Below are 22,852 nucleotides of genomic sequence, written 5' to 3' on the forward strand. Positions count from 1 at the left end.
CTATGTATCCTGCTGGGAATTGAAAGCGGTTGCCTGGAGCCAAATCGATCTGGAGGAGGTATTTATGCTTACTCACAAAGTCATGAGATTGCTGCTGGTGCTTGCCGTTGCATTCACGGGGTTCATCCCGCAGACCGCCGGTGCAGCTGAACCGGAACCGGGAACGGAACCGGTACCGCAGGTGGCCGCCGCTGGCCCGGCAACCATCCAGAATTACCCGATGCCGTCTATCTATACTCCGTCTTCTGTTTACTCGTTGAAGGTGAACAATGAGGCGGTCCCCGTCATCAAGTATTTGCCTGATTATGACTACGCCCAGTTCTCCTTTGACGGAACGGTCAGCCTTGAGGTGACGGCAGACAAGCCGATTACCTCGTATTCGATCAGCCCGCTGGCCAAGAACATCACGGGGACGGTCAACGGCAACAAGCTGACCTTCACGCTGTCGGCCTCTACCTATGTGATCGTAGATATTAATGCGCCTGCGAACGAAGATCCGAATGAGAAGGACCCGGACAAGCGCCGAAAAAGACTCGTGATCGCCGCCGATCCGCTGGAGACTGACATCCCCGCGTCCTCCGGCCCGGGAATCTACAATGTGACCGCTGCACCGTACAACGCAGACAAGACGGGGGCGACGATAACCTCGGGCGCTATCCAGCAGGCGATTGATGCTGCCAATCAGGCCGGAGGCGGTATCGTCTATATTCCGGCGGGCGTATATAAGAGCAGCAACCTGACCCTCAAAAGCAATGTCACCTTCTACCTGGCCGGAGGAGCCGTCATTGTTGGAACAGGCCGGGGCGAGGACTACCGGAATGACTTCCGCAAGGATTCGATCTCGGATGGAACCTATTTCATCCGCACCGCTACTAATTCCGTGAATATCACCATGCGGGGACGCGGAACCATTGACGGCAAAGGGATAGAAATGCGCAAACGCAAGATGACGAACCCGCCTGCAACCCATAAGCAGGGAGAAGGATTCATTAATAACCTGGTGGTGCCGATGGCGACCAGCAACTTCAAGTTCGACGGATTAACCCTTCGGGACGGCGGCTTCTGGGCGTTTCTGGTCGTCCGCTCCGATAACGTAACCATCACCAACTATAAGGGATACCAGGATTTATTTACGCTTGAGGATGATGCCATCGATATTAACGAGAGCCAGAACGTGCTGGTGAAGCATGCGCTTGCCATCTCGGATGACGATACCTTCTCCACCAAGACCTGGCCGCAGAAAGGAATGTCCAAGGACTGGCCGGGAGCCATCGAGCATCTGGAGAATGTGGTCTTCGAGGACTGCTTCGCCTGGACACGCTGCGCCGCCTTCAAGCTGGGGATGGGCATATGCACGCCGCAGATTGGCGTAACCATCCGCAATTCGTATGTATATCAAAGCGCGCGGGCGCTGCTGGTGGATCATGCCTATACAGAGAATCCGCTCCCGGTCGAAGGCTGGGCCCAGGATGTGACCTTCGAGAATATCGATATTGAACGGGTGGGCATCAACCAGTTCGGCAATTACTGGCTGCGGGTCTCCACCAGTACAGCAGGGGATGTAAGCAATGTTATTCTCCGGAACATCAATGTCCGCGAGACGGGAGGAGATTCTCCTATTCAGGGCAATCCCACCAGAGGCGGGATGGTGAACGGGGTTACTTTTGAAAATGTGGTGGTCAAAGGAACGCTGGCGAAGAATCTCAGTGATCTGAAGGTGAGCATCAAGAATGAGAATGTAAGCGGAGTCGTCTTCGCGAATACGGATCAGGCCTGGTTCAGCGATCACTTCACCTCCGGGCTGCTCCCGGATTGGACCGTGGCTTCAGGTACCAACAGTTGGGCGGTAACCGATCGAACAGGGAACCGGGTGCTGTCCACCAGCCAGACCACGACGGCGCTGATTACCGCCAAGGCCGGTACATCCTGGACAGATTACACGTATGAATCCAGAGCCAGACTGCCTCTCATTAATGGAAGCGAGAACGCAGGCATTGTCTTCCGGGTGCAGGATCAGAACAACTTCTATATGTACCGGATCGATGCCAGCACAAGCCAGCTGCAGCTCTACAAGGCTGTAGCCGGAACGTTGACGCAGGTCTCGACTACCTCGTTCGTGCCTGTTAAGAACCAATGGTATACCCTTAAGGCGACGGTCCAGGGCAACACTATCAAAGGGTATGTGGACGGAGTGCTGAAGACAACATGGACCAATCCGGTCAATGAATTAACCACGGGCGGAATCGGCTTCCGCACCACTTCAGCCGGGGTCTGGTATGACGATGCCAAGGTGACTGCCATTCACAATCCGCCCACTGATATTACACTCAGCGCTACCCAGGTGCCAGAGCTTACAACTCCAGGAGGTGTAGTGGGCACCTTCACTACAGCCCATCCGGATGCGGGCCAGACCTTTACTTACGCGCTGGTTCCCGGGCAGGGAGACGCCGATAACAGCAGCTTCTCCATTGCCCCGCAGGGAGACAGGCTGATCCTCCGCACTATGCCCGATTATGAAGCGAAGAGCAGCTACAGCATCCGGGTGAAGAGCATTGATGCCAATGGCCTGTCTCTGGAGAAGAGCTTCACGATTCAGGTTACAGATGTGGACGAGACTCCGATTGATGCCAATCCGAATTCCGTCCGGTTCACGGATAACTTTGAGGATGGGAATACGACGGGCTGGACGGCTGCCAGCGGGACCTGGAGTGTAACCACTGACGGCAGTACGAAAGCCTTGATCCAGACAAAAGGAAATGGGGCGGGGCTCATTACAGCCGGGGATTCATGGCAAGATATTGCTATGGAAGCCAAGGTGAAGGTTCCCATCGCGAATGCTAATGCCGGCATTCTTTTCCGGGTGCAGGACGCCAATAACTATTACATGTACCGCATCAATGTAAACGACAAGAAGCTGGAGCTGTTTAAGGCGGTAAACGGAACGCTGACCCCTGTGTCCAGTACCCTCTTCGCCGATGCGGCTGCGGGCCAGTGGTATACGCTGAAGGCAGTCATCAAAGGAAATAGAATTCTAGGCTTTGTGGACGGCCAGTTGAAGCTTGAATGGACGAACCCGCAAACGGAATTAACTGCAGGTAAGATCGGCTTCCGAACAACCTCCCAGAATGCGGTGTTCGATAATGCCCGCGTTACAGGGATACACAAGGTGACGGCCAATGCGCTTAAGACGGTAACCCAAGATGTGTATGAAGCGGTTACGCCTGAAGGTAACCGGCTCAGCGTTAGCCCGGGCAGCCCTTTTGCAGGGGAAACACTTACCCTGACGGCCGAAGGCCATAACCAGAGCCTGGTACCTGCCACCCCCGGAGATGAACGTTATCATCCGGAGGCCTGGAACTCCACAGAGGAAGGTATGGCAGGCGTCTTCACCGTAACGGATGATGTGTATCAGGCTGCATATGTTCCGTCTGCTGTAGGTGATTACAAGATAACCGTTATCTACCGCAAGCAGATATGGGACGGCTCAGCCTGGGCCGATACGGAGCTGACGGATACCCTGATGGTAGACATTAAGGTCATCCCGAAACCGGCAGATGTGGAGGATGACAGCACCACTGAGCAGGACCCGCCGGTCCTCGGTTAACCTATAGATTACTATCTCTATCCCGGTGTGTAAGCAGTGATATGCTTATGTGCCGGGATTTTTTGCGTTAAAAAAGATTAGCATATAAGTGCAACCGGCACCCGGAATTCTCTACTATATAGATAAGAGGATACCAAAGGAGAAACAGCAGATGGAAGATCAGGGAATCATTCAGCTATACTTACAGCGCTCACAGCAGGCCATATTCGAGACCCGGAACAAATACGGCGCGTACTGCCGGGCGATCGCCAGGAACATTGTCGCGAACTCTTCCGATATCGAAGAGTGTGAGAACGATACATACCTGGCTGCATGGAACGCTATTCCGCCTAACCAGCCGAGAAGGCTGCCGGTATTCCTGGGGCGGATCACCCGCAATATCGCGCTCGACAAGCATGGTTATAATACAGCCAAGAAGCGGAGCCGCCAGCTTGAGGTGATTCTGGAGGAGCTGGAGGACTGTCTGCCTGCGGCGGAGACCGTGGAAACTCAGTATGCCGCCGGTGAGACCGCGCGGTTAATCAATGAATTCCTGTACGGGCTGGAGGAGGGGACACGAAATTTATTCATCAGGCGGTATTGGTATGCGGATTCCATAGAATCCCTGGCCGGCAGGTTCGATATGAGCAGCAGTAAGGTGAAATCGAGCCTATTCAGGACCCGGAACAAGCTTAGAGTTCATTTAGACCAGGGGGGCGTTCACGTATGAAGCGGGAGGACTTGTATAAGGAGATCGGACTGATTGACGAGGAGCTGATTGCGGCGGCTGAACACAGCGGAGTAAGGGGCAGGGGCAGGGGCAGGAGACACCGGTTCTCCAAAAGATGGATCGCACTGGTCGCCTGTCTGGTCGTGTACAGCTCAACTTCTACCGTGCTGCTTGCCACAGAATACACCAGAAATAAAACGGAGGAGCCCTACATCCGTTATCTGACAGCGGAGGATATGGAGCTGGAGCCTCCTGCCAAGTATACTGCGGACAAATTCCTGCAAGCCTTAACCAGCGGGAACGATGACAAGGTATATATTGCGGTGAATCGGCTGGTGGAGGGCTTCAATGATCCCAAGGCGAGGGAGCTGGCGCTTCAGAAGCTGCGGCCCTTCTTGACCAGTGATTCCGCGAAGATTGCGGAGTCGGCGGCTTTTGCCACCGATATCCTGTCGAAAAGCTACCAGAGTCCGTATCTCCACAAAATGGCTGACGGGAGCATCGTATTTGCCTTATTCAACAACTATTCGGATTACGGCACCCAGAATGTGCTGTGGCGCATACAAGATGATGTGCTGGAACCGTATTTCAGCTTCGCGGCCCCCTCCATGTATATCAAAGAAATGATCGCGTCACCGGACCGGAAACTCCTGGCGGTGGTCACTGGCTCCAATAAGAGTGAATTCGTGCAAATCCTGAATGTGGAGAAGGGGACGATCAGCCCGGAGCTGGTAGAGTCGGCGAGAATCAGACATGGCGCGCAGCGTAAGCTGGATACTTGGACGCGCAGTGATCATGAGAATTACAGCTATCCGAGTCAACTTGTGTGGAAAGATAATGACACGTTAGCGTTCGAGGGCTCCCTGGCCTACGATAATACAGCGATTATTGAGAATGTTACCGTAACCTATAAGTTTAGCAATAAGCTCATGGAAGTGAGAGACCTGAAGTAATCTGTGCTGTACATCATAATAGCTGCGAATGGATGAGACATCCGTTTGCGGCTTTTTTGCTGCTGGCGTGAAGCCGGCCATGCCGAATGTGCTGATGCGCAGAGAATTTAAGAAAGTTTTAATCTTTACCCGACTTGTTCTTAAACAGTTGAGCCTATTCTTGAGTACAGGGAGGGAGCAACTTGAAGAATTGGGCCCGTAAAGATTCATCGATTGCATGGTTGTTTCTGGCACCCAGTGTGGTTGGGTTCGCCCTATTCTATCTGATTCCGTTCGGCATGGGCGTGTTCTACTCCTTCATGGACCGCACGGTGGGCGGCCAATACGTGGGACTGCAGAATTACCGGGAGGTGATTGCCGGCGAATCCTTCCGGAAGGCGGCCTCTAATACCTTCTACTTCAGTATGGTGAGTGTTCCGCTGCTGATTGTGCTGTCGCTGGGACTAGCGCTGCTGCTGCACCGGAAGTTGTATTTTCAGAAATGGCTGCGGACGGCGTATGTCCTCCCGCTGGTCGTTCCTGTCGCCTCGATTATACTGGTCTGGCAGATCCTGTTCGACTGGAACGGAGTATTGAACGCCTGGCTGAGCGGCTTCGGCCGGACGCGGGTGGACTGGATGAAGACGGAGGCGGCGCGGAATGTCATCATGCTGATGTATGTCTGGAAAAACATCGGGTATAACGTGATCCTGTTCCTGGCCGGCTTGCAGCAGATTCCGAAGGATTATTATGAGACCGCCCAGATCGAGGGGGCCGGACGGATAAGGCAGTTCCGTAGCATTACGCTGGTCTATTTAACCTCAACGATGTTTTTTGTCGTCATTATGTCGGTCATTAATTCCTTCAAGGTCTTCCGGGAGACGTATCTGATAGCCGGAGCTTACCCGCATGACAGTATCTATATGCTGCAGCACTATATGAACAATATGTTCCTGTCGCTTGACCTCCAGAAGATGACGGCTGCCTCGACCTTAATGGTCGGCGGCATTCTGATCATCGTGCTCGGATTGTTCGCTATGGAACGCCGCTACCGGCGATATATGGAATAGAGGTGGAGAGGTCTTGCCAGTTGGTAAAGTCGTATACAAGCTAACGTTAAGCGTCCTAATGGGGGCGATTGCCCTACTGATGCTGTTCCCCATCGGAGTGACCCTCATCAATTCGTTCATGAGCAGCCGCGAAATCGGGATCAATTACGGCCCCATCGGACAGATGAATCAGGTAACTCCAGGCAGGAGCGATCCGTTCGCCAACCTGAAATGGCTGCCGGATCAGGTCTCTCTGGAGCAATATGGCAAGGTGTTGCTGGACAGCCCGATGTACTTGTCGATGTTCTGGAATTCGGTCTTCCTGGTGGTGCCGATCATTGCCGGACAGACGCTGATCGCCGCGCTCGCGGCCTATGCGTTCTCCAAGCTGAGATTCCGGGGCCGGGAAGCGCTGTTCCTGGTCTATGTCCTGACGATGCTGATGCCCTTTCAGGTCACGCTGGTGCCCAATTACATCATGGCAGACCGGCTGGGGCTGCTGAATAGCGCGGGGGCCATTATCCTGCCCGGTATTTTTGCCGCCTTCGGTGTGTTCATGCTCAGGCAGTTCATGCTGGATATCCCGTATGCCTACATCGAAGCGGCCAAGATGGACGGAGCCGGACATTTGCGTATTTTCTATACGATTATTGTTCCGATGGTCCAGCCGGGCCTGGCCGCTCTGACGATTCTGTTATTCGTCGATTATTGGAATATGGTGGAGCAGCCGCTTATTTTCCTGGACGACCCGCTGAGGCAGCCCTTATCCGTCTACTTATCGAATATCAGCAGTGAGAAGGGCCTGGCGTTCGCCGCTTCCATGATCTATATGGCACCGATGGTCCTGCTGTTTCTGTATGCGGAGACGTATTTCATTGAAGGGATTCAATTGTCCGGAATCAAGGGCTGATGTTCGTGTGTGAGGGATTTTAATGGCAGGAGGAGATAGACGGAATATGGAGACTACAGGAGTGCCCGCAGACCGCAGGCGCAAAAAAAATATCAGAACAGCCTTCCTTCTGCTCATGGGCGTGTTACTCTTCTTCACCTTCTTCAGCAATACGCTGCAGTCGTTGACCCTGCCCAAAGTGACCACGGTAAAGCCGCAGACCAAGAGCCTAGAATTCACGCTGGAGGGCAGCGGGAAGCTTACGCCCGTGAGTGAAGCGAAGCTCCTGAATGCCAGCGGCTGGAAGGTCCGGCAGGTTCTTGTGAAGGAGGGGGAACGGGTTACGAAGGGGCAGCCGCTGATCCGCTATGACAGCCAGGCGGCCGAAGCGGAGCTGAAGGATGAAGTCGCGGCGCTCGATAAGCAAAAGATCGCGCAGCAGACGCTGCAGGATCAGTTCATTCAGATCTACGCGGAAGGTGATGAGCTTCAGATTCGCAAGGCCCGGCGCGAGATTGAAGCGGGTAAGGTCGATCAGGTCACCCAGGCGCGGAAAATTGCCGGATTGAGAGAGCGGTTAACGGCGCAGCAGCAGCTTGCGGCCCCCTTCGACGGGGTGGTTACCCAGGTGAATGCCATTGCGGGAATGCTGTCTGCGGGGGAAGCGGATCTGGTCCTGTCGAGCAGCAGCAAGGGGTATCGGTTCGACTTCACGGCAGACGCGGAGCTGTTAGCCAGCCTCGGGGTTACCTTGGGGGAGCAGCTTGAGGTGCAGGTTCAACCGGCAGAGGGCAAGCAGGCCCGTTCCTTGCAGGGTAAGGTTGCAGAGATCAAGGATGCTCAGGCGCGTACCGGCAGCGCATCTGCTGAGGAGAACGGCAGGGTGGAGCAAATTGCGCAGAAGAATGTCTTCATTGTGCTGAATGAAGAGTCGCTTAAGGGGGGTGAGCAGGTTCAGATTAAGCTGAAGAAGCCTTCCCGGCAGGAGGGACTCCTCGTATCCAATAAGGTTATCCGCCAATTGGGTGAGCGCAGCTATATCTATAAGATCGAGGAGCAGAGGGGGGCGCTGGGCAATACCTTTATCGCCCGCGAGGTTACGATCCGCTCCAGTACCACCAATGGCATAGACAGCATCATCCAGACGGATAACCTGTATGAGGATGAGCTGATTATTCTGGAGAGCAGCGAGCCCCTGCAGGACGGCAACCGTGTACGTCTGCAGTAGCTACAGTAGTACAACCTATTATACGAATGATTATTAGGAGGAATTTCGATGAGAACGAAGCTGAAGATGGGCTTTCTGGGAATGAGTCTTGCTTTTACAACGGTGATGACCGCATGCAGTTCGGGGAACAGCGCGGAAGCTCCAAGCACAGACGGAAAGACCGTTCTGACATTATCGGTTAGGCAGGACAGTGAATTCTACCGTGCGCTGGAGAAGAAATTTGAGCAGGCCTATCCCGACATTGACCTGCAGGTGAAGGCGTACAAGGCGATTGGTGAGAAAGCACAGGATTATGAGAAATACATCAAAAGCGCCGGCACGGAGCTGCTCTCGGGCAAAGGAGCCGATATCTATGAAACCAGCAGTCTGCCAGTCAGCGAATACGTGAACAAGCAGCTCTTCCTGAATATGGACGATTACCTGAAGCAGTCGCAAACGCTGAAGCAGGAGGATCTGGAGCTTAATGTGCTGAATGCCCTGAAGCTGAACGGCGGCACCTATATGATTCCTTCCGGGTACGGTCTGAGAGCGTTCCTTGGGGACGGGGATGCGCTGAAGCAAGTGAACGTAGACGATAAGAGCTGGACCTGGCAGCAATTCAGCGGGAGTGCCAAATCCATGATTGAAGCCGGGCAGAAGGCCGGCTCCGGGCACCGCTTCGCGCTCCAGGAGTATCCGCCGGAGATGCTGCTTCAGGAGATGGTCATGGACGGCTATAACCAGTTCGTAGACGCTGCGGCGCGCAAAGCCAAATTCGATTCCCCTGCCTTCATATTTATGATGCAGCAGATCAAAGAGATGTATGACGATGGAGTGATGAGCGCCGGCTCGGGAGAAGCCGATAATCAATTGTTCTACTCCGCGTTTCTGCAGACCCCGGCTGATTTCGTCAATGTGCCGTATACTTACTTCGCCAATCCGAAGCTGCTGATTAAGCCGCATAGCGGAAGCTCCGGCGCCATGCGGATTGTTCCGACCGCTACGTTCTCGATACAGGCCAATTCGCCGGTGGCAGAACAGGCCTGGAAGTTCATGAAGTTCCTGCTGTCGGAGGAAGGGCAGGCCCTGCAGAGCGAGGAAGGCTTCTCCATGCTCAAATCGGTAAATGACAAGCGGCTCAGCGAGCTTCAGCAGGAAGTGAAGAACGGGACGTATAAGCTTCCAAACGACCAGCCTGCAAGTGTGCCTGACGAGCAATTCAAGGTATTCAGAGAGATGATGAATACTGCGGATAACTTCGCCATGCTGGATGTCAAAATTCTGAACATCGCCGGAGAAGAGGCAGCCTCCTTCTTCAGTGGACAGAAGACAGCGGAGGAAGTGGCGAAGCTGATCCAGAACAAGGCGACGACCTATCTGAACGAATAGATTCAGGTCTAGGAGGGCTCCGGTATGAAGCGAGTTACTATTCTGATCGCAGAGGACGAGAAAGAGATTGCCGGCCTGATTGCCCTGCACCTGGAGAAGGAAGGGTATCACTGCATTCAGGTATTCGACGGACAAGCGGCCGTGCAGGCTATTCAGTCCCAATCCATTGATCTGGCCATCCTGGATATTATGATGCCGAAGCTGGACGGATACGAGGTCACCCGCCAGGTGCGGGTGAAGCATAATCTGCCGATTATTTTCCTCAGTGCCAAGACTTCTGACTTCGATAAGATTACCGGTCTTGTCATGGGCGCGGACGATTATATGATCAAGCCGTTCAATCCGATGGAGCTGCTGGCCCGGGTCAATTCCCAGTTACGGCGCTCCCTGCAGTTCAGCCAGCCTCCGGGTGCCTCTCTGACTTCGGTTCTGGAGCTGGGCGGGCTGATCATCTCCCCTGACCAGCACACCGTTACGCTGTATGGAGAAGAGATTGACCTTACGCCGAAGGAATTCGACATCCTCTATTTGCTGGCGAGCCACCCGAAGCAGGTGTTCAGTGCAGAGAGCATATTTCAGCAGGTATGGGGCGAGGCGTACTATGAGAGCGGGAATACAGTGATGGTACATATCCGCACCCTGCGCAGGAAGCTGGGAGAGGATCAGAACAAGGACCGGTTCATCAAAACCATCTGGGGTGTCGGGTACACGTTCAATGCCTAAGAGACGCCAGGGCTTCAGAACCAGACTGGTTCAGTTACTGGGCGTAAGCATGCTGCTCTCCGCCGGGATCACCTACGGGATCTTCAAGCTGCTTCAGCTCTATTACGCCGGGGTGAAGTGGGAGGACCCGGAGGCGGAAATCCGCCGGTTCATCTACAGGATCGGAGACTTCAATGTGTCTCTGATGCTGTTCATTCCAATTATGCTGATCTTATTCTTCATGTTCACCAAGCCGTACATCCGCTACCTTAACGAGATTTCCAAGGGGATTCATCATCTGGCGGGCGGAGATTTCCATAATCAGGTGCGGATTGCCTCAAGGGATGAGTTCAGCGCAATCGCAGAGGATCTGAATGTGGCCGGAGCCAAGCTGCAGGAGGCGGTGCAAAGAGGTGATTTCGCCGAGAGCAGCAAGGACCAGCTAGTCGTCAATCTGGCGCATGATCTGCGTACACCGCTGACGTCTGTTCTCGGATATTTGGATCTGATTCTGAGGGATGAGCAATTACCAGTGGAGACGATCCGGCATTACGCGACGATTGCCTTCACCAAGTCCCAGCGGCTGGAGAAGCTGATTGACGAGCTGTTCGAGATCACCAGGATGAACCATGGCACACTGCCTGTGGTGAAGACATATCTGGATATTACCGAATTACTAAGGCAATTGAACGAGGAGATGTACCCGGTATTCGAGCGCAATGGCCTGACCTCCCGGCTGAATGTGACTCCTGGCCTAATGATTTACGGGGACGGGGATCTGCTGGTACGCGTATTAGGCAATCTGCTGACCAACGCCGCCCGTTACGGGCAGGAAGGCGGTTATGTGGATATTAACAGCCGTCTCGATGCAGGTGCAGTAGCGGTTGAGGTCATCAATTACGGAAAACCCATTCCGCCGGAGGAGCAGCCGCATATCTTCGAGATGTATTACTCGGGGGACCGGGCACGGACACATCAGGAGGGCGGGACCGGCCTGGGACTGTTCATTGCACGCAATATTGTAGAGCAGCATGACGGGAGCCTGTCTGTAGAGAGCAATGAGCTGCGGACGAGGTTCGAGGTCCGGCTGCCGCAAGCTTAAGCGAAGTTAAGGGAGGAGAGAATTATGAATCATACCACTAGAAAATATGCTGTCGCCATGCTAAGCCTGGCGGTTCTCAGCCAGTCCATCGCCTTCGGAGCCTATGCGGCGGCCGGGCCTTCAGCGGGAAAGGCGGCTACAGCCGCCGTGTCCACGCTGGAGGGACTGGGGGCGGTCTCATTGAAGAGCGGGGTGAGCGTGAAGCTGCTGGACGCTGCCCTTCAGCCCCAGGAGAGCGGGAATATGATTACGTACACCCTGAATTACGTCAACGGGAGTAACAGCAGCGTGAGCCTGATTGATTATTTCTCCAAGGTTACTACCTCAAGCGGCGCAGTTATTCAAGGCAAGCCGGTGACGGGCAGTGCTGCGATCAAGTCTATTCCGGCTAATAGCAGCCAGTCGGTCACGTATTATGTCAATGCGGGTAAGGCTGCCAAAATAACCGGAGTCCGAATCGCCCTGTTCGGCTGGGACTTCAGCCAGGCGAATTACCAGAAGAAGCTGGGGATGTTCACGATTCCGGGTTCCTATTCGGTAGCCACCGCCAGAGGGCAGAGCAAGAAGCTGGTCCTGGCGGGTATGCCGGTGATCAGTAAGGCCGAGAGCCTGCAGATCGTTAAGGCTAACGGAAAAGTGTATGCCAGGGTGGGCATCAGCTTCGCCAATTCGGGCACCAAGGTGCTTAAGGACACGGGTCTGAAGGGATATCTGATAGCCTCGGGAGGCTCCAGATTTGAACTGAATGCCGCTCCTGCCGATTATCAGATTCAGCCCAAGGAGAAACGGACCGTGCAGTATCTGGCGGACATCCCCTCCTATACGAAGACGGATAATATGTCCCTGCAGTTCGTCCAGGAAGACAGCGGGCTGCAGCTGAACCTGCCGGTGGCTGAGTATAAGCTGCCTGCTGCACAGTCGCCTAACTTCACCGTACCCGTTAACGCTGTCGCCAAGCTTAAGGTTGCCAACAATTCTATTGACACCCAATTGGCAAGCGCAGCGGTATATTCGGAGGATAACCTGGCGAAATGGAGCCTGAAATTCCGGGTGCGCAACACAGGCAACCAAGCGGTGACGATTCCGGCTTACCCCTTCAGCCTGACGACTGCCGAAGGGTACAGCTATCCGGTCAGCAATAAGGCGCTGGCCGGTCTGAGTCTGAAGCCGCTGGAGGAGCGGGTAGTCGAGCTCAGTGCAGAGCTGCCCCTGAAGCTTAATCAGGGAGTGCTCCAGCTACAGATGAACGAGCCGGCAGAAGAGGGCCGGATCGCCTTCCCGGCGGCTTACTATCAGATTCCCTACTCCTTACAGCCGAATCATCTGCTGGCGACTGAGTACCCCGTGCAGAACAGTCTGGGTACCTTTGTAGTGAAGCTGGAATCGGTGGAACGCCTGCCGTGGTCGGACCGCGATCAGGTCGTGACCAAGATCAGCCTCCGCAACTCAGGGTCCACGAATGTTCAGCTTCCGGCCCTTACAGCGCTTCTGAAGGCGGGGGATCTAGATATCAGCGGCAGTGCGCAGATGGTGATCGAAGGCTCCAAGAGCCAATTGGCCCCGCAGGAGATAGCGGTTCTGTACATTACGGGGAACCTTCCTTATTCTTATCAACTGACGAAGCTGAAGGTGATCCTCCAGTATCCTTCGGAAGAGACCCAGGCGAATTTCCTTACGCTGTTCACCAGCCAGGTGGAGAATACCTTAAGAACCGCAGCGGCCGGGGAACCGTTCCGCCTGGAGCTGGCCGGCAAGAAGGCAGAGATTCTGGAGCGGCAGACCCGGATCTATCCCGGCACGGATTCCAAGCTGGTCTATACTGAACTGGTGATGACCAACGAGGAACTACGCAAGACCCAGCCGGCGCAGCTGGTGGGGTATTACCGGACCCCGGATCATCAATATTTCGAGGCGGTAATCTCGCAGTCCGCCGCGGCCCTGAACCCCAAAGAGAAGAGTCTCGTAACCGTCTGGAGCAAGCTTCCTCTGGAGATCAACGCGTCGGATCTAACTCTCTTCCTCGGGGAAGGCATCGCCGAAGGCAAGCTGACCGCACCCGGCGCAGTGCCGACCGCTTATATCGAGACCGTGGGCCTGGGGCTGAGTCCGGCCAATCCTGCTCCGCAGCCGTCCCTTCAGAAGCTGGACCTGTTCCCGTACTCCCTGTCCGTGAACCAGGTGACCGCTACGATGCCTGAAGACCGGGAGTCCATAGAGGTACAGATGAACTACCGGCTCACCCGCAGTGAGCAGTATGTTGCTGAGGCGAATGAGCATAAGCTCGTAGCCGAGCTGATCGATCCGTTCGGCCAGCCTTCGGAGAAGGTTCTGCCTCTGGGCGAGGAACTGACAAGTGCAGGATTCTCGGACAGCTTGTCCTTTACGCTGAACAATCGGGCATATAAGACTCTCACTGGTGCCACAGTAAGGTTGAACATCTATGACGAGTTCCAGGGCAAGCGGATGCTGCTGGGCAGCGAGAGCTATGCTGTGGTGTATGAGCGGCCTGCGGTGAAGAAATGGGAGGGGGAGTGATAGTGCAGATTAAAGAACAGGCTGCTTTCCAAGTGATGGATAGCAGCCTGTTTTTCTTATATTGGTTTGGATGACTTCCGTCTTCTGAGGTAGATCCACATTATGAATACGACTGCTAGTGCAATTAGAGCGCTTATCATAATAGGTCTTAGTAAGTTCTTACTATCATCAGTATTGTATGCAGAAGCAACAGTTCCCGAACCATCTTTGGCATTCTCTGATGAATCGTTTTGTAAGGATTGCAGTACATCTATTAAATGCTCCGGTGGCTGAGGTTCTGAATTGCTGCCTAATCCTTTTGATTCTGTTGATGAGGCCTGCTGTGGGGCAATAATGAGCTCCTGATTATCTTTTTTGAAAGCAGCGATATATTCGTCCCGCTCACGGATAAGGGTAGGCTCACTCACATTCCCCTCAGTTTGCAGAGCTTGAATGGCATAAGCCAAGGTTTCAGGATTTGCCCCGAACTCGTTAACCTGATAAGAACCGTTTGAATCTTTTTGAATGACCATCTTAGATTTGGTTACCCCATTCGACAAAATAAGAAATTCCCACGATTCCTGAGGAGTGACTGTTTCAAGTAGACTGTCAGAAGCTTCCATCAATTTTGCGCCATCAATGAAATGAATCTGCATTCCTTCACCGACAGTAATTTCACCAATCTCTGTTTCATTTGTATAACCGTATCCTTCGGGGTCCTTAGAGAACCCTTCTTTAATTAAGCTCAAGCCCTCTGTATTGGAAAAAGAAACCACATCTTCTACAATGCCTTGGGCCTGTATAGGTGAGAGTAAATGTAGAAGTAACAAAAATGAGGAAACACTTGCCAGGAATATCTTTTTCCTCATGCAAATCCCTCCTTAAATATATTTGTTGAAGCCATGAAGTCCCCATCTACAAGTTCTATCGTAGCTGGAGCCATCTTGAACGTTGGTGTATAGTTCTGAGAAGTGTAAATAATAAAAGATTCGATTCAACTTTAGAAACGAAGGACATAAGGGGGAAGTTGCACTTAATTGGAAAAAAATATAATTTGGGCCTGTAAAAGATTCAGGGCAAAAAGACGAGGGCAGGGAATTTGTTTTTCATAAAGGAAGAAAAAGTGGCGTCACGGCTGAAATAGTCGGTGTTTCCAGGAATACAATAAGCTCCATAGAAACGGGGCAGTTTAATCCCACTGCAAAATTGGCTTTGATTTTATGTATTGCACTGGATAAAAAGTTTGAAGACATGTTTTACTTTTAAGAAGCTTTTGAGCAAAGCAAAGGAAACAGGGAATGGTTCTGACACCCCAAAACAAGCCTACAGAATATCTTCCAGGGCTTGTTTTGGGTGTATTAAATTACGCTACGCTCTAACCAGCAGCCCAAACATCCAGTTCAATCTTTAACTCAGGCAGTCCCAAGCCCTGGATATAAGCAACCGTCATCGAAGGAGGTGTAGGGCCGAACACTTCATTCCAGATGGAATAGAAATGATCCCAGTCGATTTCCTCCGTGGCCCAGATGTTGATTTTGATGACATGGTCCGGGGTTAGCTGCTGTGAGGACAGAACGGCGACAATATTACTCATGGTATTGGTTACTTGCTGGTTGAGATCGGCAGGAATATTATTGTTCTGATCGATCCCGATTTGACCGGAAAAGACATACATTTCAGCGTCTCTGCTGATCTTGGTCACATGGCTGTAGCTTCCAACCGGTTTTGCTATATTTTCAGGGTTATATCTTTGAATGACATTATTATTTAGGCTCATAATTGTAAGTCTCCTTTTAAATTGGCTGTTTTTTTAGAAAATAGACAGACCTGTCCCGTCCGCATTGATTCTAAAAGAAAACAGCAGTCGAATACCCGATTCCAGCAGACAAATATTGAATAGATCTCTTTTTCATCAGGTACCCCTCCTAATCATTTAAAATTTAACTTACTGTAAGAATGATAACATACCCTCAATAAAAAGCCAAAATACAGGATGCGATAAGAGGAGGGACATGCCATAAGTTAAAATTTACCTCCGTCGTAATACTTCCGCCCTGTTGGCCCGCTGGACCGTGTGCGATGATGGAACCATCAAACGGCTGCAAGATCGCCGGGAGATCTTCAGGCTATTACGGTCCTTCCTTCTACTCAATTGGATGAATTAGGGCCGCAGCTCTCCTGAAGGATGCTTACTCAGAGAGGAGGCGTCCAGGCTATTGTATTCCTTCCTTCTACCCATGGACTTAAACCGAGTAGGGATAGGGCTCTCCTGGACACTTTTACTATGCAAATAAACCGGATCTACCTGCGTAGAGCAGGCAAAATGATGCTGAAACACACACCTGACGCTGCTGACACGAAGAAGCTCCCGAAGGGGTACTTGGCCGCAGCCCTCCGCAATCTGCAGGGGCTTGGGTATACCCTGTCTCCTGCCTTGTTCCGGGCGGTCCAGAAGCTGCCCCGCGAGGCCTTCGAGCAGCTGTACTATCCGCTGATTGCGGATGTAAGACGGATGGTTGGCGCGCATGTGCATTATGCACCGATGTATCCGGGGTTCCCGGAGCAGGTCATGCAGGAGGACGAAGCAGAGCTGTATTTCAATGCGATGTTCCATTATTACACCTGGGAGCTTCCATATGCTGATTCTGTGCAGCAAACACCCCTTGAGGAACAGGTGAAGCTGAAGGTCATTGATCTGGGGAGCATCACAGAGTTCCGGACCCTAATCCGCCAGCTGATGGAGGCCAGAGGCTCGATCTCGGCAGAGGATCAGAAGGATATTGATGCAGTGATTGCGAATACAGCCAACGAAGAGCTGGATGAGCTTTTGCCGGAGGAGATCCCGTTCAAGGAGAATGCCGGATTCGTGGCTGCCTCGCTGCTTAGGCATGGTAAGGCGGATGTAGCGAGAATAAGCCCTTACTTCAAGACAGCAACCGATGTGCTGCGGCTGGCGGTGGCCTGGTCGGAAGGCGATGTTAGTCTGGCCTTGCCCACCCGTTTCCGCAAGTTCAAGCGTAGTGAACGCCGGCTGCTGCTGGGGCTCTTGGAACGGTGCCATCCCATCACCGAGGATATGCTGAGATACCGGGAGCGCTGGATTCGCCTCGGCGAGATCCTGCATCCATCTGAATATAAGCAGCGGTATAAGCGCTGTGAGGAAGCTTTTGATATCCTGCGTAACAAAAAAGCCTTCACGACCTTTAACGGAAGTGTGGAGCTGGCCCTTCAGTATCACCAGATGTGGACGGCGCTGGATCTGCTGGCGAAGCGTCCGGGTGAATTCGCACGAAGACTGGCGAAGCTGCTGCGGATGACCCGGGAGCCTGAGTATGTCGTGATGGCCTTCGGCGAAGTGGCCGGTCAGGTATCGACTCCGGTGCTGCTACAGGTGAAGAACTTCTTCGAACGCCAGCGGGAGCAGTCTGAGCTGAGGGTGTTTTTCCCCAAGGGAAATGTCGCTAAAGCCTGGGCCACCCCTAATACCCTGCCGGAGATCAGTGAAGAAGCCTGCCGGGATATTGTGGATCTCTGCGAGCAGACGCTGGTGGCACGGTTTGCTGTCCGGCCATCCTTGGGAAAGGTATATGTGGATGAGCGTCTGAAGGACTATCTTGTGCCGTTCTCCCAGCGGTCGGCCAGCAAAGCGCTGCATACCCTGGTACGGGGAAGCCGGATTCCGATGGAAGAAGGGAACACGGTCCGTTTCTTCTGCTGGTGGAAGGAAGGGAAGATGGACGGTACCCCTACAGGCCGCGTTGATATTGACCTGTCAGCAGTGATGTATGATAAGAATTGGAATTATGTCGAACATATCTCTTATACCAATCTGCGCTCGGCACAATATCATGCAGCCCATAGCGGGGATATTGTAACGGCACCCTACGGGGCCAGTGAGTTCATCGACCTGCATATTCCTTCTATTGTTGAATATGGCGGAAGGTATGTGGTAGCTGCCCTCCATTCTTTCACAGGACAGCCGTACTGCAATCTGCCGGAGTGCTTCACGGGGTGGATGATGCGGAAGAAGCCGGGGTCCGGTGAAATTTATGAGCCAGCCACGGTGTCGAACAAGATTGATGTCACGGCGGATACCCAAATCGCCATTCCTGTGATACTGGATCTGGTGGAGCGGACCGTGATCTGGACAGACCTGTCCCTGACCAGAGATCCTTTCTATCCTAATAATGTGGAGGTCAACCAGAAGGGGATGGTGATCATCGGCAAGGCGATGACCTCCTTGAAGAAGCCTGATCTGTATGATCTCTTCACGCTGCACGCCAAGGCCCGCGGTCAGCTGGCCGTATCACCACAGCAGGCCGATACCGTATTCTCGGTAGACCAGGGAGTGACTCCGTACCACATTGAGCAGATTATGGCCGAATATGTAGTATGAGCAGAACGGGCAACCGGTTTGTTCAAAAAAGAAAGGGGTGTCTCAGCCATGATATGGCGTGGGACACCCCTTCTTTTATTAGTTCTTTGCAGTTAAGAGAAATCCTGCAAAAAGTGCAACAATGCTGCTCCTTACAAGCGGCCGACGAGAGAAGGCACCGGCATCCTTCACCAGTTAGGACGGTACCTACTCAATCCCGATCCCATACCAGCCGTCTGCAAGTGTAGTCAGCTTATACTTAACCGGCTCTGCTGCATAGGCCTGCTCCACCATGCTCTGACTTGCGCAATAGACAATATGATAGGTGGGGCCATGCTCCCTTTCCCAGTCGAATACGAACCGGAGGAGCGGCTTCCCGTCCTGCCTGCTGTAGCGCACGAAGTCCAGGCTGTCCCCGGACCATGCAGCGATCTGCCGGATTTTGTCTTGCAGGCCGGGATTCATTCTGTCATGGAGCCGGGGGGCAGCGGCATTGCCATTATTGGAGTAGATGAAAGTATTCGCGATATCGCTCCGTTCATCCAGACTGTCCATCAACAGCAGGGTCTCCGACTTCACGGCCTCAAACTGCCTGCTATGCTCACGGAATAGTTCGTATTTCGCCTCTGAGGAATTGTAGCCGATGATGGAGCCTGCTCCTGCAAGCAACAGTATAACTGTAATGCCAAGTAAGATTCGTGTCCTGCGGCTCAATAGCTTCACCTGCCTGATTGAATTGAAATTAATTCACGGAGCCGCTAAAAGGCAGCTCGTAGTCAATTGTTGTAATGAACGGCACATATTTGCCGTTGAACAGTTTGAAGTGCTGCAGGGTGAACCAATCCATAAACCCCGGGAAATTAATTTCATCATCGGCATCCAAGCCAAAATGATCATAGAAATGGAATGCCAACTTGCCGCTGAATTGATTTCCATTGATCTTGAAGTCCTTGACCGTAATATTATGGCCATGGAAAGCGTGAATGGCCAGAGATAACGCCAGATTGCTCTTCTCCGTAAAAACCGGATACGGGCTTGTCGGAAATTGATTCACGTAATTATTCACGATATTCCGGCTACTGTTCGGGTCAAATTTCAGCCTGGACAAATCACCGTTGTTATTGCGCAGCTCCTGCACAACATAATTCTTGATGAGCCCTACATAGTTCTGGGTGCTGGAGTCAGTGCCCTGAGCCATGCTGGTCAGCACACTGGTCAAGATACTGCTCCCCAAACCCACTGTATATATGACGATGCCATGGTCGGCAGCCCGCTTAGTCAGTGCGGTGTCATAAGAGCCTTCCCTGTCGGTAAGCATAATAATGTACTTCAGGACATCCGTTCTGCCGCCGGCGGTGAACAGACTAATCGCACTGGCAATCCCGCTGCTCAGAGTTGTTCCGCCGTTCGCATCAATTCGCCCCGCAAGGGCGTGGAAAACGATGTTATTTCTTGGAGTATATGAATCTATGATATTTGCATAAAGAGGTTTAGGCAACAACAAATGGAAAAAAAGAACCTAATCCTCCAAATGATTGGTTCTCAGCAGGCGGCCGAAGACCGCGATCTCAAAATTTGTGGAAAACGGGGCTTGCATCCCTTCATAAATTCTGTTATCTTGATATTAACAAAATGTAATTATCAATTGGTTAATAACTAATTCGTTTTGCGGGATACAGAGAAATCGGAGGGATGAGCATGAAGAAGGCACCCGGCAACTGGAGCGGGTTTGAACTCGCCTGGCTGGTGATATTTACGCTAATTGCGGTTGTTTTTACGGTGATCTCCAAGGATTCGCTCTTCGGGTTCACGGTATTCATCACCGGGGTACTATGCGTGGTGCTGACGGCGAAGGGGAAGCTGGCGAGCTATGGATTCGGGATGTATAATACGTTCGGTTATGCTTATTTGGCCTATATCAACGGATTATTCGGCGAGGTTATGCTGAATCTGCTATTCTTTGTGCCGATGAATATTGTAGGCTTCTATATGTGGAAAAGAAACATGCACGGCGGCAAGCTGTCCATGCGCCAAATGGAGACGAGGGGGATTCTTCTTACCATTGCAGCCTGTGTGGCAGGGGCGCTGCTGCTGGGCTTCGGCTTATCGTTCATTCCCGCGCAGAATTCACCTTACATCGATGCCCTGACTACCGTGTTATCGGTAGTGGCAACGATCCTGATGGTACGGCGTTTCAAGGAGCAATGGCTGGTCTATATTGTGCTGAATATGTTCACTGTGCTGCTCTGGGTGATCCGGACGCTTGAAGGCAGCGGGGAGGGTCTGCTGATGATTGTCATGTGGAGCGCCTATCTGATTAATGCAGTCTACGGCTACTACAACTGGAATAAAGGGGCTAAGGAGGCGCTGTCATGAAGACACTTGGATTAACACTCGGGAAGTTCGCTCCGCTGCATAAAGGGCATCAGTTCATGTTCGAGACGGCACTGCAGGAGGTGGACGAATTGATCGTGGTGATCTACGAGACGACCGTCTCTCCAGTCCCGCTGCAGATCCGGGCGAACTGGATTCGCAGCCTTTATCCTGCAGTCCGGGTAATAGAAGCCTGGGATGGACCCGATGGATACTCGGATGACAGGGAGCATGAGATCCGGGAGGAGCGGTATATTCTCGGACTGCTGAAGGGCGAGCAGGTGACTCATTTTTATTCGAGTGAATTCTATGGAGAGCATATGAGTCAGGCACTGGGCGCTATTGACCGGCGGGTGGATGAGACGAGGGTGCAGGTGCCGGTATCGGCTACGATGGTCCGTTCGGACCCCTACAAATACCGTGATTATGTCAGCGGGATTGTGTACCGCGATTTGATTACGAAGGTCGTGTTCGTAGGGGCGATGTCTACCGGTAAGTCGACGATCACCGAAGCACTTGCCCGGAAGTACGGCACTTCCTTCGCCAGCGAATACGGGCGGGATTACTGGACGGAGCATCAGGTGGACCGCCGGATTGGGCTGGAGGCTTTTGACGAGATTGCGGTGGGGCATCTGGAGCGGGAAGAGCAGGCGCTGCTTGAGGCCAATAGGTATTTATTCGTCGATACGAATGCGATCACCACGTATATGTATGCGCTGGATTACCATGGGAAGGCACCTGAGCTGCTAACCCGGCTATCTCTGGAGAATGCGCAGCGATATGATCTCTTCTTCCTGTGTGACGATGATATGCTCTATGACGACACGTGGGACCGCAGCGGGGATCAGAAGCGGCATGTGTTCCACCAGCAGATTATCGCGGACCTGAAGGAGCGGCGGATTCCTTATATTACCCTGAGGGGGACGCTTACGGAACGTATAAGCAAGGTAGACAGTGTACTGGCAAAGTTCAAGCCGTACGGGAACTATTTCGGAGAGCTGGAGCATTGAGCCAGAGACAGAAGGAGGCGGAGAGAGTGGAATTGAGAGATGCTAACGGACTTACAGAGCGTGAATTCCTGGAGCAGTACCGGGCCGGGGACTATGAACGGCCTTCCGTGGCGGCGGATATGGTGATCTTCACCGCCACGGATACAGCGGCAGACTATGAACCCGGGGCTGCGGCGAAGGAGTTGCGCCTCCTGCTGATCCGCAGAGGCGGGCATCCCTGCCTGGGTAAGTGGGCGCTGCCGGGCGGCTTCGTCCAGCCGGACGAGACCACGGATCAGGCGGCCGCACGCGAGCTGGAGGAGGAGACCGGTGTTACAGGTGTATATCTGGAGCAGCTTCGCACCTTCTCTGACCCCGGGCGTGATCCCCGTACGTGGGTGATCAGCAGCAGCTATATGGCGCTTGTCGACAGCCGCCGCATCCAATTAGCGGCAGGGGATGATGCCGAGGCTGCGGCATGGTTCAAGGTAAGTTACCGGCTCCGGCAGGAGCATAAGGAGCTGCTGGAGCAAGGCTGCATCCGCACCCGTACCTATGAGCTTCGGCTGGAAGCGGGCGGGCAGGAGCTGGCAGCAGTGATTGAACAGACGGTGACAGCGACACCGGCGGCCAGATCGGTGCAATATGCCGTCTTGTCCAATGACGGACTCGCTTTTGATCACGCCAAGATCATTGCCTATGCCATTGAACGGCTGCGCCAAGAGTCGGAAAGAACAGGAATCGCGCTGCTCTTAATGCCTGAGCAATTCACCCTGGCCGAGTTGCAGCAGGTCTGCGAGGTGATTCTCGGCCAGGAGCTGCCGAAGGCTGTCTTCCTGGACAAGGTGGCTGCGCTTATAACTGCAACCAACCTGTACACAGAGCATACGGAAGACACCCCCTCCCGCCGCTTGTATCAGCGGAACTGGGGAGAAGTCTGAATTTTTAATTAGGAGGCATCATCAATGAACGCAGGAAGAGCAATATTAAAAACCATGGAATTCAGCCACGAACTGGA

At 53.0% G+C, this 22,852-nt stretch carries 18 protein-coding genes and 1 pseudogene; 15 read left to right on the top strand and 4 right to left on the bottom strand.

Features of this window, described 5'->3' with window-relative positions:
• Nucleotides 1-64 precede the first annotated feature (64 nt).
• From MKX42_RS01965 to MKX42_RS02010, 10 genes are all read left to right on the top strand, one after another.
• Nucleotides 65-3,604, top strand: coding sequence for a family 16 glycoside hydrolase (locus MKX42_RS01965; RefSeq protein ID WP_340750794.1), 3,540 nt, complete (start codon nt 65-67; stop codon nt 3,602-3,604).
• A gap of 151 nt (nt 3,605-3,755) precedes the next feature.
• Nucleotides 3,756-4,313, top strand: a complete 558-nt coding sequence (locus MKX42_RS01970; protein WP_340750796.1) for an RNA polymerase sigma factor — start codon at nt 3,756-3,758, stop codon at nt 4,311-4,313.
• Nucleotides 4,310-5,266 carry a hypothetical protein gene (locus tag MKX42_RS01975; RefSeq protein WP_340750798.1) on the top strand — a complete coding sequence of 319 codons (957 nt, stop codon included), beginning with the start codon at nt 4,310-4,312 and terminating at the stop codon, nt 5,264-5,266. The genes MKX42_RS01970 and MKX42_RS01975 overlap by 4 nt, the downstream gene beginning before the upstream one ends.
• Nucleotides 5,267-5,448: 182 nt before the next feature.
• Nucleotides 5,449-6,315, top strand: a complete 867-nt coding sequence (locus MKX42_RS01980) for a carbohydrate ABC transporter permease (protein WP_340750801.1) — start codon at nt 5,449-5,451, stop codon at nt 6,313-6,315.
• A 58-nt stretch (nt 6,316-6,373) separates the two neighbouring features.
• Entirely contained in the window at nt 6,374-7,204 is an 831-nt protein-coding gene (locus MKX42_RS01985) for a carbohydrate ABC transporter permease (RefSeq protein WP_445669355.1), read from the top strand.
• A gap of 46 nt (nt 7,205-7,250) precedes the next feature.
• On the top strand, nt 7,251-8,411 hold the full coding sequence (locus MKX42_RS01990; protein ID WP_340750804.1) for an efflux RND transporter periplasmic adaptor subunit: 1,161 nt from the start codon (nt 7,251-7,253) through the stop codon (nt 8,409-8,411).
• 48 nt (nt 8,412-8,459) lie between these two features.
• Nucleotides 8,460-9,779, top strand: coding sequence for an ABC transporter substrate-binding protein (locus MKX42_RS01995; protein WP_340750806.1), 1,320 nt, complete (start codon nt 8,460-8,462; stop codon nt 9,777-9,779).
• Nucleotides 9,780-9,803: 24 nt separating this feature from the next.
• Nucleotides 9,804-10,502, top strand: coding sequence for a response regulator transcription factor (locus MKX42_RS02000; protein WP_340750808.1), 699 nt, complete (start codon nt 9,804-9,806; stop codon nt 10,500-10,502).
• Nucleotides 10,495-11,583 carry a HAMP domain-containing sensor histidine kinase gene (locus MKX42_RS02005; RefSeq protein WP_340750810.1) on the top strand — a complete coding sequence of 363 codons (1,089 nt, stop codon included), beginning with the start codon at nt 10,495-10,497 and terminating at the stop codon, nt 11,581-11,583. The genes MKX42_RS02000 and MKX42_RS02005 overlap by 8 nt, the downstream gene beginning before the upstream one ends.
• 24 nt (nt 11,584-11,607) lie before the next feature.
• Nucleotides 11,608-14,118, top strand: coding sequence for a hypothetical protein (locus MKX42_RS02010; protein WP_340750812.1), 2,511 nt, complete (start codon nt 11,608-11,610; stop codon nt 14,116-14,118).
• Nucleotides 14,119-14,174: 56 nt separating this feature from the next.
• On the opposite strand, the gene MKX42_RS02015 is transcribed toward MKX42_RS02010, so the two are convergent.
• A complete protein-coding gene (locus tag MKX42_RS02015) occupies nt 14,175-14,966 on the bottom strand; it encodes a hypothetical protein (RefSeq protein WP_340750814.1) in 792 nt (263 codons plus the stop codon).
• Nucleotides 14,967-15,222: 256 nt separating this feature from the next.
• Here MKX42_RS02015 and MKX42_RS02020 point away from each other — a divergent pair.
• Nucleotides 15,223-15,363 (top strand): annotated as a pseudogene (locus tag MKX42_RS02020) (helix-turn-helix transcriptional regulator); the annotation flags it as partial.
• Nucleotides 15,364-15,472: 109 nt separating this feature from the next.
• Here MKX42_RS02020 and MKX42_RS02025 read toward each other — a convergent pair.
• A complete protein-coding gene (locus MKX42_RS02025) occupies nt 15,473-15,874 on the bottom strand; it encodes a RidA family protein (RefSeq protein WP_340750816.1) in 402 nt (133 codons plus the stop codon).
• A 507-nt stretch (nt 15,875-16,381) separates the two neighbouring features.
• On the opposite strand from MKX42_RS02025, the gene MKX42_RS02030 reads away from it, so the two are divergent.
• Nucleotides 16,382-18,493: a TerD family protein gene (locus MKX42_RS02030; RefSeq protein WP_340750818.1), complete on the top strand. Its 2,112-nt coding sequence runs from the start codon at nt 16,382-16,384 to the stop codon at nt 18,491-18,493.
• Nucleotides 18,494-18,679: 186 nt separating this feature from the next.
• On the opposite strand, the gene MKX42_RS02035 is transcribed toward MKX42_RS02030, so the two are convergent.
• Nucleotides 18,680-19,186, bottom strand: a complete 507-nt coding sequence (locus tag MKX42_RS02035) for a hypothetical protein (protein ID WP_340750820.1) — start codon at nt 19,184-19,186, stop codon at nt 18,680-18,682.
• A 28-nt stretch (nt 19,187-19,214) separates the two neighbouring features.
• Nucleotides 19,215-19,976, bottom strand: a complete 762-nt coding sequence (locus MKX42_RS02040) for a DUF3289 family protein (protein WP_340750822.1) — start codon at nt 19,974-19,976, stop codon at nt 19,215-19,217.
• Between the two features lie 194 nt (nt 19,977-20,170).
• Between MKX42_RS02040 and pnuC the strand changes: the two genes are divergently transcribed.
• Genes pnuC through MKX42_RS02055 form a run of 3 tightly spaced genes read left to right on the top strand, consistent with a single transcriptional unit; the run spans nt 20,171 to nt 22,775 of the window.
• A complete protein-coding gene (pnuC, locus tag MKX42_RS02045) occupies nt 20,171-20,848 on the top strand; it encodes a nicotinamide riboside transporter PnuC (protein ID WP_340750824.1) in 678 nt (225 codons plus the stop codon).
• On the top strand, nt 20,845-21,855 hold the full coding sequence (locus MKX42_RS02050) for an AAA family ATPase (RefSeq protein ID WP_340750826.1): 1,011 nt from the start codon (nt 20,845-20,847) through the stop codon (nt 21,853-21,855). Before pnuC ends, MKX42_RS02050 begins: the two co-directional genes overlap by 4 nt.
• A 26-nt stretch (nt 21,856-21,881) precedes the next feature.
• The gene (locus tag MKX42_RS02055) at nt 21,882-22,775 is read left to right on the top strand and encodes an NUDIX hydrolase (RefSeq protein ID WP_340750827.1); all 894 of its coding nucleotides are present in this window, start codon (nt 21,882-21,884) and stop codon (nt 22,773-22,775) included.
• Nucleotides 22,776-22,852 lie beyond the last annotated feature (77 nt).

This window comes from Paenibacillus sp. FSL R7-0204, from assembly GCF_038002225.1.
Lineage (GTDB): Bacteria > Bacillota > Bacilli > Paenibacillales > Paenibacillaceae > Paenibacillus_AQ.